Origin of the sequence: Leptospira bandrabouensis, from assembly GCF_004770905.1 — a bacterium.
Lineage (GTDB): Bacteria > Spirochaetota > Leptospiria > Leptospirales > Leptospiraceae > Leptospira_A > Leptospira_A bandrabouensis.
In genome coordinates, this window is record NZ_RQHT01000012.1 from 561,780 (window position 1) to 574,122 (window position 12,343).

Sequence of the window (12,343 nt, forward strand, 5' to 3'; positions counted from 1 at the left end):
TTAACTTTCTTTTTTTTCCTGTAACATTTGGATCGAAACATACAATCCAAAAAATCCTAAAAGAAAGATTGGTAAACCAATGATCATCTCTCCTTCACTCCAAACCAAACATTGGATCGAATACAATCCCCCAAATACAAAACAAAGGCCAGATAATGTTCCTAAAAAAGAGACAATCAATCGATTAGGATAAATGATTTGTTTTGGTTCCTCATTTTTTTTAAATAAACCTCTCCAAAAGAAAAAAGGAGGTTTGGTTGTTTCATAGAATCTGAGCAATACTTCCCGATTCGTTGTGGGTAAAACATAGGTAGAAAGTATCAGAATGATGCTAGAAGTGATGGCAGTATAGAAGATTGAATAAGGAAATACTGCTTTAAGATAAACGGAAAAAAGTAAATATAAAATAGGGGAAAGGATAAAGGCCAAAATTTCTGTCCATGCAGAAATACGCCAAAAAAACCAACGGGCAATTAAGATAAAACCAATTCCGGAAGAGGCTTCTAACAAAAATACCCATGCACCTTTAATTGTTTCCATTCCATAAACTGCAAGAAAAAAGGAACAAACTGCTGTTAGAATTTGTATTCCATAAGAAATTTTAAGATAATAAAAATCAGGTTTATCAACTTTTGTCATTGGTCTTAAGAGGTCGTTAACAAGGTAAGAGGCTCCCCAATTCAAATGTGTTGCCAATGTTGATAAATAAGCAGCAAGAAAGGCACTAAGCATCAGTCCCATCATTCCACTAGGCATTCCCTCTTGTAACACCATAAGAAATCCTTTCCCACTTTCTATTTCAGAAAGATTGGGATAAAGGACAAGGGACACAAGAGCTACTAGAATCCAAGGCCAAGGTCTTACAAAATAATGAGCAACCACAAACCAAAGAGAACCTTTGAGAGCAGCATTTTCATTTTTGGTGGCAAGGATTCTTTGGGCAATGTATCCTCCTCCCCCTGGCTCCGAACCCGGATACCAACTAGACCACCAAAGTACTGTTAGTAGAATTAAAAAATGATCCCACGGAAGAGTTCCTAACTCTCCATTAGGAAAAAATAAAATTTTGTTTGCATCTAACTTATGTTTTAATCCTTCCAATCCACCAACTGAGGGTAAATTTACTGCGAAATAGGCAAATATGATACAACCTATCCATGCCAGGAAAAACTGAAACACATCTATATAAGAAATTCCGCGAAGTCCCGCAATCGAAGTATAAAAAACACCAAATAACAGTAAGTAAATGAGAATGTGAGAACCAGTAACGTTCGGAAAAAATACTGGAATGATTTTTAACATGGCTAAATTGACCCAACCGAGAATCACAAGATTGAGTAAAAAACCAATCACAAAGGCTTTGAATCCTCTTAGAAAATCGGCTTCTTTGCCACTATAACGTAGTCCTATTAGTTCTAAGTCGGTTGTTGCACCTGATCTTTTCCATAATTTAGAAAAGAAAAAAACAGTAACAAAGCCACCCACAGCCATATACCACCAAATCCAATTACCAGAAATTCCTTGTCCTCGTATAATTTCTGTTACAGCAAGAGGTGTGTCGGCGGCAAAAGTGGTAGCAACCATTGCAGTTCCTGCCACAAACCAAGATAAACTTCCTTCCGCTTGAAAGTATTCTTTGGTTGAATTTTGTTTGGAGCGAAAACGAAATAAAAGAAGAATAATAATAACAAAAGGAAAAAGAAAAAAAACAAAATCAAGAAAATGGAAAGGAATCATAATCTCACTTTGATTCCCATCTCTTTCATTGTTTGTTTCGTTTCTTGTATTGAAAATTCACCGAAGTGGAAAATGGATGCCGCAAGTACCGCATCGGCACCACCTCTAAGGATGACTTCTGCCATATGTTCCGGATTCCCTGCCCCACCGGAGGCGATCACAGGGATAGAAAGATTGGAGGTAAAAGTTTTCATCAGATTGATATCAAATCCATCTTTGGTTCCATCTTTGTCCATAGAAGTTAGAAGAATTTCACCGGCACCCATTTCGACAGCTTCCTTTCCCCAATCCAGTGCTTCCCTGCCAGTTTCAAGGCGACCCCCATTGAGGTACACTTCGTAACGTTTGCGTTCCGGATGAAATTTTACATCGATGGCACAGACGATACATTGAGATCCATAAATTTCACTGGAATCCTTGAGTAGTTTTGGATTTTGAAAAGCACTTGTATTGATAGAAACTTTGTCAGCTCCCTTATTTAAAACTGCTTTTACATCCTCAATGGTTCGAATCCCTCCACCGACTGTGAAAGGTATAAAGAGTTTATTTGCCACTTGTTCTACTAAATGTAAAAGAATATCACGTTTATCAGAAGAGGCAGTAATATCTAAAAAACAAAGTTCATCTGCTTTGTTTTCTTCATAAGCAACCGCACAAGAAACAGGATCACCCGCATCTATAAGGTTTACAAACTGTACACCTTTTACAACCCTTCCCCCTTTGATATCCAGGCAAGGAATGACTCTTTTGGTTAACTCATCCATATTAGGTGATCTCTTTTGGAAGTGCCAACTTACATATTTCTAGTTCCGAAACTGATTTTGCGAAACTTAAAAGTTTAGATTCATTGAAATGTTCTGATGTAATTTGTAATCCAATAGGAAGACCATTGGAATCAAGGCCAGCAGGACAACTAATTGCCGGAACTCCAGCTAAGTTGACAGAAGTTGTTAAAATATCTGCTTGATACATTTGAATCGGATCTTTTGTTTTTTCTCCAACTTTGAATGCTGTTGTAGGCGACGTTGGTTGAAAAATAATATCTACCGATTTAAAAAACTCGGCATATTGTTTACGGATAAGGACCCTCGCTTTTTGTGCTTTGCCATAGTAAGCATCGTAATAACCAGAACTTAGTGAAAATGTTCCGAGTAAAATTCGGCGTTTGACTTCAGCACCAAATCCTTGGGTTCTAGATTCAGAATATAAATCTTCTAATTTACCTGCTCCTTCTTTGCGTAATCCATAACGGATCCCATCAAAGCGGCTTAAATTTGAGGAACATTCTGCTGTTGCGATCAAATAATAAACAGGAATTGCATACTTTAATAGTGAAAAATCGAGGGGAACAAGAGTTGCCCCTTTAGATTCTAAATCTTTTAAGATATCCGTGTAACGTTTGTTTACGTCAGGTGAAAAGTTAAACTCTTCTGACTTCATCACACCAATTCGTTTGCCTTTCCAATCGATGGAGGAAACAGAGTTTGCTTCGAATGAATTTACTTTGGCAGTGGTTTGGTCTTTATGGTCGAGACCGGAAAGGATTTCCATTAGGTCTGCGATTCCTTGTAAGTCATTCGAAAAAGGGCCAATTTGATCAAGACTTGATGCATAAGCGATCAGTCCGTATCTAGAAACTCTGCCATAAGTAGGCTTTAGTCCCCAAATCCCGCAAAGGGCAGCTGGTTGTCTGATTGATCCACCAGTATCTGAACCAAGGGAAACTGGTAACATGGAAGCTGCCACAGCTGCCGCCGAACCACCGCTAGATCCACCTGGAATTCGATTTGTATCAAAAGGATTTCTGGTTGTTTGAAAGGCACTATTTTCTGTGGAAGAACCCATTGCGAATTCATCCATATTCAGACGTGGGAACAAAACAAAACCCTTTTCTCTCAGTTTTTGAATGACAGTTGCATCATAGGGAGATCGAAAGTTTTCTAGAATTTTAGAAGAACAAGAAGTGATCTCACCTGTAATACAGATATTATCTTTGATTCCAATGGGAATTCCATCAAATTCAGAAAGTAATTTTCCGGATTTTCTTCTATTGTCACTTTCCTCAGCTTGTTTTAAGATATTTTCTTTATTCAATTCGAGGAAGGCTTTTACTTTGGAGTCAGTAACTTCAATTCGGTTGATATATGCAGAGACCAAGTCTTTTGATTTTAAAGAACCATCATTTAGTTTGGTTTTGATTTCGGAATAAGTTAAATAAATTAAATCTTTCATGTTTCAATTACCTTTGGAACTACAATGTATCCGTTTTCATAAGATGGAGCGATTTTTGCTAAATCATCGCGTTTTAGATTGTTTTCAGCAAAGTCCTTTCGTAGTTCATAGAAAATTTGTTCATAGATTTCATCATCACCGACAGCTGATGTGTCTAGGTTTTTGATTTCATCTACATATTGTACAATCCGAGAAAAGTCGTTTAACATAGAGGAAACTTCCGCATCATCAATGTTAAGTTTTGCCAAGTTGGCAATGTTTTTTAGTTCTTTTTCATCCATAATATTTCCTCAGTATGCGTTCCTATCAATGATTGCCTTTAGTGGTGTTAATAAAATGATTTTTATATCGAGAAGTAAAGACCAGTTCTCAATATAAAAGATATCTGCTTCTATTCTTTTTTCAATGGATGTATCACCGCGAAATCCTTGTACTTGGGCCCATCCTGTGATCCCCGCTTTTGCAGCGTGTCTTCTCATATACTGTTGGTGTTCATTTCTAAATTTTTCTACATAAAAAGGTCTTTCTGGCCTTGGACCTACAACAGACATATCTCCGAGTAATACATTAAAAAATTGTGGAGTTTCATCCAATGAAAGTTTTCGTAAAACAGAACCAACGACTGTGACCCGAGGGTCGTCTTTCACTGTCCAAAGTGTATCCGATTTTTCTTTGGTTTGTACGATCATGGATCTGAATTTGAGCATTCCGAAAACTTTATTATCAAGTCCCACTCTTTCTTGTTTGTAAAAAATAGGGCCTTTGCTTGTGAACTTCACAAGTAATGCAATGATAAGATAAAATGGACTGAATAGGATAATAAAAAATAAGGAGAATAAAATATCAAAAATCCTTTTTAAAACTAAGTTATAGCCGAGTCGTAAAGGAATATTCCTAATGGAGATAATCGGAATTCCATCTAAAACTTCGACTCTTCCTTTTGCAGTGACAATTTCTTCATAACTAGGAATGACTTTTAGGTCGATTCCGTAAAAGTCAGCAATATCAATGACTTCTTTGAGAGAATCCCCCTCTTCATGTGATAAAGCATAAACAATTAAATCTAAGTTGTTCTCTTTCACATAAGATTCTAAGTGCCCTGTATTTGTGACAGTTTTTAGTTTTTTAGGAGACAGATTCTTTTTTCCTGCCGCAAAACCTTTGACTGTATAACCGTAGATTGAATGTTTCTGAATTGTTTCAGCAAAATTAATGGCAGATTTACCAGTGCCAATCACTAGGACTGACTTTAAATTGAATCCTCTGCTTCGTAAGTATTGCATAAAGGATCTTAAAATATAATGTGAAAACGAAGTAAGGATGACTGTGCATATAGCAAAGTAACCGATGACCAATCTTGAAAAACTTTCTCCACGAAAGAAAAACAAAAGAGATAAAACCACAAGTAGGTTTAAGATTACACCAGTAATAATTGCAAAAAGTTCATCGGAAAAAGATAATCCTCTTCTTGGATGGTATAAATCGATGGATAAAAATGATAATACTTGTGAAAAACCAAGTACGATTCCAAGAATTATATAATTGATGGGATCAATTGTTTGAATTTGAAAAGCAGAGTCTGGTAAAAAATAATAACGAATTGTATAAGCACAAACAAAACTTGTAAGTGCAATGAAGAAGTCTGTTACTAGGAATAGGAGTTTGAAGGATTGGCTTCTTTCTTTTAGCATTTCTAATTCTCTTAATCGGTTAAGTCGGTCGATGTTCCATCCAGTGGACGTTTTCTAAACCTATACAATCTGACTCTTGTAGCTTGAGCAGATGCGGAATCCCCAAAACTAAAATTAGTTAAGTTAACAGAAAAGTATACAGACTGATCGTAGAAAGTCAATTGGTTGTTCATTGTAAGACCACCAGGCAACGCCCGTAAATTCATACTATAACCCAAACGGTATTCCCAGTTGTGTAGGTCTAGTTTTAGGGTCATCATAAACCGATTGATATTAAATACTGTTTTTTGCCTTTCATTTTGGCCTTTCGCGCCAGTACCCGATGCCAAATCTTCCCAAATCGTTGTTTGGTCGTAATTGGTGCCTGTTTGGGATGTATACAATTCGGGACTAGTATTCATTGCATAAAATTGGCCTTGAGCAAGGGCTGTAAGCCGCCAAGGTTCTGTTACACGAGAGTCTAACTCTAGTTCGACTCCCGAATATCTTGTTACTTTGACATCGGTTTTAAAGAAAAATCTGTAACTATCTAAAAAACTATCCTTATAAACATGATACCAGGTAGATCCAACTTCTAAACTTCTAAAAGCACGAATGATTGGCCAAGAGAACCCACCCATTTTATAGGAAAGTGTAAGGTTATTTGATAAAGACCTGTTTTGAGGAGTGTGGTGAACGTAATCATTGTTGATAAATATACCGGAATAAAAATTTCTTTTTCTTTCTAAAAGACTGGGCCTACGTGTTGTAAACCCATCCACAAAGTCAAAAAAACCACCCACTCTAACGACTGTATAATACCAACGTTGCATATTGGTAAGACCTGGATTATATGAACTTGAAAATTGACGTAAATCTCTTATGGTTCTAACAGAAACATCCCAATCATTGAGTGCATAACTTTCTAAAGAAACTTCCGCTTCATGTTGGCGTAAATTTCCAAGAATCGGATCCTTTGCTTCTGCTTTGTCCGCATCCAAACGTCTGTAGGTAGTTGATACGAAAATTTCAGGAATACCCATGCGAACCGTATGAGATTGCCTTACATATTGATAGGATTGTTGTTTTAAAAGTGTTGCGTATGCTTTGTTAATATCGCGGTCGGGACTATTCAAATCATTCCCCGATCCAGGAAATTCCACAGTTTGTTTGGTCGCACCCATATAAACAGAAGGTGTAAAGGACATATAAGCACCCATCGTTATGGGAGACCGAATTCCTGTTTCACCGATTACGTTTGTCTGTGATCGTAAAACAAAGTCATTGTATTGACTTCTTGGATCTACAACACCAGTGGTTGGGTTAGTTCTTTGTTGTGGAGGCCCGTAAATTCGATTGATATTGGTTTGAAAAAACAAATCCCAATAAATTGGACTACTCGTTCCTGGAACCAAACCAATATTACTAGAATTTCTAATCGTCACAGCAGGCAGAGTGTCTTGTGCAGCAAAATATTGATTGGCTTGGATTTGGTAAACGAGAGTTCTACTCATCGCAATTCCAACACTCAAATCTCCCCGGTTTTCCGTGTAATTTAAGTTCCAATTTAATAAGTTTCGGATAAGGCCAAAACGAACATCTCTATAAGAGTATAATGATTGGAGTGAATTGGAAGGTTGGTACCGGTTTCCAAATTCGTAATCAAATTGACGATTGCTATAATTTTCGTATTGTACTTGAACGTTTCTTGTGTAATCACGCGCGAAGTCGTTAAATTTAGCATTTAATCGTAAGTCTGTTTTCCACCAAGGGTCGTAGTTAACGCCTGTATTGCGATAAGGTAAACCTGTATTTGGAAACATTTCCCCGCGGTCTACGTTATTTGTGACGGCTACATTTCCAATTCCGCCATTACGAAATCTGTCCTCATAGACTGGTGTGATGGAATTATTTTTATAATTTGCATAACCAAGATTGATATTGTAATTTAAAATGGGAGATAATTTCCACATCTCTAACTGAGCGGCTTGTCCCGTTTTTTCATACATGTCAAAACGAAACTTATACCCATTTGCAAGGAAAATACTATTTGGATAGGAATCGGACCATTGGTAAGAGTTTTGCCAAAACCAACCTTGTGTATTGTTTTTACCAACTTGTGTGGTGACTCCGTTTCCTGATTCGGAATTGTATAACACAGGAAGCCAGAACATGGTTGTCCCACCTACCTTATATGAAACGCGGTAAGCAACAACGGACTTATCATCATGAATAATAATCTTTTTTGCTTGGAAAGACTCATGTGGAAGTTCCGCATTACAAGCGGTAAAGTAACCCATCTCCAATAGGTAACGCTTTTCATCCAAACGTTTGATTTTTTGTCCTATGAAGTAGGATGGAAACATACTTAATTTAGAATTATAAACAACACCTTGGTTGATTTTTAAGTCGTAGATCATTCGGTCGCCGTTTACTTTTGCGGTTCCGTCTTTGTATTCTACTCCACCTTCTGCATAGATTTCTTGGCGACTGGCATCGATAGACACAGAGTCCGCAACTAGTTCTCCAGAACGAATTTTTAACCTAACTTTTCCACGAAGTACAAGAACCCCACCTTTTGTTTTATCGATGTTTAAAAGTTGTCCTTCTGCTGCATTTTGGATTTGGATCGGTGGACCTTTTTTTGTTTGAGTACTAAGAAGAGCTTCAGGAGTTAACGCCTGTTCTTCTTCAGGAACAAGGGCTTCTCTCAGTCTCTCTCTTTTGGTATATATTGTTCCCGATGGATTGAGTCCGAGGTTACGAAGATTGTCCTCTACTTCTCTGTCAGTCATTGAATCCACAGATTTTCTGACGAGCCCACGTTGTACTTGCGCTGTGGTTTGTTTTCTTTCTTCTTCTTGGGTGTTTTTTGGGGCACCAGACTGGTCTGGAAATATAAGTTTTAGGTTATTGATGTCCTGCGCCAGAATTTCCATTCCGAAGAGAAAACCATAAAATAATATAAGAAAACGAATGGATTTTTGCACAGTGGGCTTCGAAAGTATAGAACGACAGTTTTACACCTGTCGAAAAAATCAATGGAAAACCAGGCAGAATTTCCCTTGGGATTCCTGTATTTTACCGGAAAAAGAGGTTGCATAAGGATTCGTGTAATGGACATAATCAAATCGCTCCATCCTTGGGCATCCGGGAGTTTTCAATGGCAAAAACCTACTCTGGAGAACGTATCCCTGGTACTTTGCGGTACAATCTCAAAGTGAGAGAGGGAAACACCGAGCTCTGTTTTGTGATTCCTGAACCGGCAATCCAAATTCCCACGGAAGGTTTCGGACCAGATGAGAGCGCAAATCGCTTAGCCCTTGCAGTCCTTTTAGATTGCACCAAAAACCCTCAATTGTCTTTTTTATATTATAAGGATTTTAACTTTTTTCTGGCGGGTTTATTTTTAGAAGACAATTGGATGTTACATTCCAGTAGGATTGAATTATTCTTTAAATTATTAGAAGAAACTCCCGAGTTATCAAAAACTTTAGTATCAGGAAAGCGTTAACATCTGTTAAAGCGGCTTGATGATGGGAAGGGTAAAAAACCAGGAAGATGCTTCTTCGTCCCTGTACATTTTACCCTTATGTTCTGTCACAATGCTCTTTGTAACTTCTAAAGAATTCATTTGAGAAATTCCCTTCATTAAATCCTCTTCCCCATTGTCTTTAATTTGAACGAGAATATGACTCGAACCATCTTCTTCCATTTGTTTCAATGTGATGGTAATTTTTCTACCGATGGAATCTTCCCTTGTATTGACTCGTATTCTCGCATCTTGCATGAGATTCAGGAGGACTTGTTTGATTTTTTGTGGTTGGCAATAAGCAAGAGGAACATCCCCCAACTCCATTTCGCACTGGATACCTTCTTTCAAAAAATATTGGTGAAGGAAGGAACGAGTATCGTTTAAAATAGTTCCTAAATTGGAATAATTCCACTGTGAGGAAGTGGATTGGGAATAGGAAACTAGGTTTTTGATAATTTTTGCAATTCTTTCCGACTCTTCTGCAATTTTACTTGCCTTTTCTCCTAAAGAAGGCTGATTCAATTTTTTAGCTTCCAATGAAATTAAATCAGCTAAATTGATGATTGATGTGAGGGGATTGTTGATTTCGTGGGAAATTCCCGAGGCAACAAGGGCTATGGTTTCCCATTTTTGATTTTCTGCAAGTCTACTTTCCACATTACGAATGTGTTTTTGCACTTGTGATTTATAAATTGCCATTTCCACAGAAATATACAAATCACGGCTGTTAAATGGTTTGATTAAATATCCAAATGGCTCCGTCGTTTTTGCGCGGTTGATGGTTGCCTCATCAGAATAGGCAGTCAGGTAAATGACAGGAATTTCTTTTGTTTTTTTTATGATTGCCGCAATTTCAATCCCATCCATTGGACCATTGAGCATAATATCCATTAAAACAAGATCAAAGTGTTCATTTTCAATATGTTCGATGGCATCATTGGCATCAGAAACATAAGTGGCATTGTATCCATATTGTTTCAATGTGGAACAGATATTAATGGCAATGATTCGTTCATCCTCAACAACGAGGATTCTTTTAACATCTGTTCCTTTATCTGTACCCACAACTGCTGTCATATTATTTTAAACCGGATTCATCTATCAAATACAATAATAAGAGTTTGTCAACAGAATCAGTACAACAAATCTCTGTATTGTGGATGAGGATTTAAACAAAGCACAAAAGTCAGTGATTTTATCTCCCGAAGGCCCGATCCTAGTCGTAGCAGGCGCAGGTACTGGGAAAACTAACACCCTTGTCAATAAATTGGCATCTCTTGTTCAGAACGGTTTTGAGCCTAGTTCTCTTCTCCTTTTAACGTTCACAAGACGGGCTGCCAAGGAAATGTTAAACCGCGCCACAAAAAAACTAGACTCAAGGATGATGTCTGTACAGGGCGGAACTTTTCATTCTTTTTGCCACCAATTCCTTCGGAAGTATTCCCTAGCTGTTTCCCTCAATTCTAATTTTACTATTTTAGATGAGGATGATGCCACAAGCCTTGTTGGGATGGCCAGAGACCAGGTAGTATCCAAACAATCCAAAGTCAGGTTCCCTAAAAAAGAAACGCTTACTGAGATTTTTTCTATGTGTTTTAACTTACAAATATCCTTAGAAAAGGTACTTCAAAAAGAATATCCAATGTTTCTCGGTTTAACAAAGGAAATTCAAGAAATTAAATCAAAATTTGCAGAACTAAAACTTAAACATAACTCACTTGATTTTGACGATTTATTAGATTTCACAAGAAAGATTTTAATGGAAGAAGAATCAATCCGTGAACGCGTAGGAACCCAATATAAATATATATTAGTAGACGAATACCAAGATACCAATCGAATCCAGGCACATATTGCTTGTTTGTTGGCAAGTAAACACCAGAATATCATTGTCGTTGGAGATGATGCACAATGTATCTACGGATTTCGAGGAGCAAACATTAAAAATATGTTGGATTTTCCAAAAATATTTCCGAACACAAAAACAATTCATTTAACAGAGAATTACCGAAGTCACCAACCTATTTTGGATTTGGCCAATGCCATTCTTGATCAAAGTAAAGAAAATTATAAAAAACATTTAATTTCTCATAACCAACATCCTTCGGAAAAACCAAAACACATAAAATTTGAATCTGCGGAAGACGAAGCAGAATGGATATCCGATAAAATATTGGAAATGTATGAAGAAAATGTTCCACTTTCTGAGATCGCTGTTTTATTTAGAGCAGGATATATTTCGAACCTTTTAGAAGTGAAATTAAGTGCAAAACAAATTCCATTTCGAAAGTTTGGTGGGAAACGTTTTTTAGATTTAGCACATGTTAGAGATTTACTCGCATACCTTCGTATCATAGATAATCCAAAAGATATTCTCTCTTGGAATCGAGTGTTACTATTGGAAAAGAATATTGGTAAAAAATATGCGCAAATCCTGTATTTGAATCTGGAAAATCAAAATTTTTCCTGGCAAGAGATTGAATCTTCTTCCTCTTTTTATTTGGGTATTTCAGATGGAGCAAAGACCTCCTTTCAGAATCTGATTTGTTTGGTTCAATCACTTTCCAGTAACCCAGAAAATAGTATGGTGGTCGTGGAAAAAGTTTTATCACACTACTTACCTATTTTAGAAACGGAGTATGATGACTTTGAAAAAAGAAAACAGGACTTAGAGTCTTTAAAAATTTTAACAAAATCAACTCCTAATCTTTCCGATTATTTGGCCAACCTAACTCTAGATCCAACAGAAAAAAAAGATACAAACCCTATCGAATCAAAAGAAGATGATTACTTAACGTTATCAACAATTCACTCTTCCAAAGGATTAGAGTGGAAGTTTGTTTTTATAATGCAAGTTGTGGAAGGAAGTTTACCTAGCGCAAGAGTCAAAACAATCCAGGAACTAGAAGAAGAAAGACGATTGTTTTATGTTGCCATTACTCGTGCCAAACAGGGATTATTTTTAACATCACCGGTGTTTTCTGATAAAAACCGATTAACTGTCATCAGTCGCTTCCTTACCGATTTACCAAACCTTGGTGAATTGGTAGAAGATTTTGCCCCAGAAATCACTGCGAAACCCATTGAGGAAACAAAACCAAATTTGGAAAACGACCGGTTCCAGGATATTCAAAGATACTTTTTGAATTGATTTATAAAAAATTACCTT

Annotated in this window: 9 protein-coding genes; 2 read left to right on the top strand and 7 right to left on the bottom strand. The window is 37.0% G+C overall.

What is annotated here, in order from left to right:
- From EHR07_RS06360 to EHR07_RS06385, 6 genes are read right to left on the bottom strand one after another with little or no spacing between them, the layout of a single operon-like run.
- Positions 1–1,737: a sodium:solute symporter family protein gene (locus tag EHR07_RS06360; protein ID WP_135744290.1), complete on the bottom strand. Its 1,737-nt coding sequence runs from the start codon at positions 1,735–1,737 to the stop codon at positions 1–3.
- On the bottom strand, positions 1,734–2,501 hold the full coding sequence (hisF, locus tag EHR07_RS06365) for an imidazole glycerol phosphate synthase subunit HisF (protein WP_135744291.1): 768 nt from the start codon (positions 2,499–2,501) through the stop codon (positions 1,734–1,736). Before hisF ends, EHR07_RS06360 begins: the two co-directional genes overlap by 4 nt.
- 1 nt (position 2,502) lies before the next feature.
- Entirely contained in the window at positions 2,503–3,969 is a 1,467-nt protein-coding gene (gene gatA, locus EHR07_RS06370) for an Asp-tRNA(Asn)/Glu-tRNA(Gln) amidotransferase subunit GatA (protein WP_135744292.1), read from the bottom strand.
- Positions 3,966–4,250, bottom strand: coding sequence for an Asp-tRNA(Asn)/Glu-tRNA(Gln) amidotransferase subunit GatC (gatC, locus tag EHR07_RS06375; protein ID WP_135744293.1), 285 nt, complete (start codon positions 4,248–4,250; stop codon positions 3,966–3,968). The genes gatA and gatC overlap by 4 nt, the downstream gene beginning before the upstream one ends.
- A 9-nt stretch (positions 4,251–4,259) precedes the next feature.
- Positions 4,260–5,660 carry an undecaprenyl-phosphate glucose phosphotransferase gene (locus EHR07_RS06380; protein ID WP_135744294.1) on the bottom strand — a complete coding sequence of 467 codons (1,401 nt, stop codon included), beginning with the start codon at positions 5,658–5,660 and terminating at the stop codon, positions 4,260–4,262.
- Positions 5,661–5,671: 11 nt separating this feature from the next.
- A complete protein-coding gene (locus tag EHR07_RS06385; protein WP_135744410.1) occupies positions 5,672–8,578 on the bottom strand; it encodes an LPS-assembly protein LptD in 2,907 nt (968 codons plus the stop codon).
- 224 nt (positions 8,579–8,802) lie between these two features.
- On the opposite strand from EHR07_RS06385, the gene EHR07_RS06390 reads away from it, so the two are divergent.
- Positions 8,803–9,153, top strand: coding sequence for a hypothetical protein (locus tag EHR07_RS06390; RefSeq protein WP_135744295.1), 351 nt, complete (start codon positions 8,803–8,805; stop codon positions 9,151–9,153).
- A gap of 6 nt (positions 9,154–9,159) precedes the next feature.
- Here the strand turns inward: EHR07_RS06390 and EHR07_RS06395 are convergent, their stop codons facing one another.
- A complete protein-coding gene (locus tag EHR07_RS06395) occupies positions 9,160–10,251 on the bottom strand; it encodes a response regulator (protein WP_135744296.1) in 1,092 nt (363 codons plus the stop codon).
- A 79-nt stretch (positions 10,252–10,330) separates the two neighbouring features.
- Between EHR07_RS06395 and EHR07_RS06400 the strand changes: the two genes are divergently transcribed.
- Positions 10,331–12,325, top strand: coding sequence for an ATP-dependent helicase (locus tag EHR07_RS06400; protein ID WP_135744297.1), 1,995 nt, complete (start codon positions 10,331–10,333; stop codon positions 12,323–12,325).
- Positions 12,326–12,343: the final 18 nt, after the last annotated feature.

Excerpts from the sequence above, each read along its gene's own strand:
- EHR07_RS06360 (WP_135744290.1), bottom strand. The coding sequence starts at position 1,737 with ATGATTCCTTTCCATTTTCTTGATTTTGTTTTTTTTCTTTTTCCTTTT.
- EHR07_RS06390 (WP_135744295.1), top strand. The coding sequence starts at position 8,803 with ATGGCAAAAACCTACTCTGGAGAACGTATCCCTGGTACTTTGCGGTAC.
- gatC (WP_135744293.1), bottom strand. The coding sequence starts at position 4,250 with ATGGATGAAAAAGAACTAAAAAACATTGCCAACTTGGCAAAACTTAAC.
- gatA (WP_135744292.1), bottom strand. The coding sequence starts at position 3,969 with ATGAAAGATTTAATTTATTTAACTTATTCCGAAATCAAAACCAAACTA.
- EHR07_RS06385 (WP_135744410.1), bottom strand. The coding sequence starts at position 8,578 with ATGGAAATTCTGGCGCAGGACATCAATAACCTAAAACTTATATTTCCA.
- hisF (WP_135744291.1), bottom strand. The coding sequence starts at position 2,501 with ATGGATGAGTTAACCAAAAGAGTCATTCCTTGCCTGGATATCAAAGGG.
- EHR07_RS06380 (WP_135744294.1), bottom strand. The coding sequence starts at position 5,660 with ATGCTAAAAGAAAGAAGCCAATCCTTCAAACTCCTATTCCTAGTAACA.
- EHR07_RS06395 (WP_135744296.1), bottom strand. The coding sequence starts at position 10,251 with ATGACAGCAGTTGTGGGTACAGATAAAGGAACAGATGTTAAAAGAATC.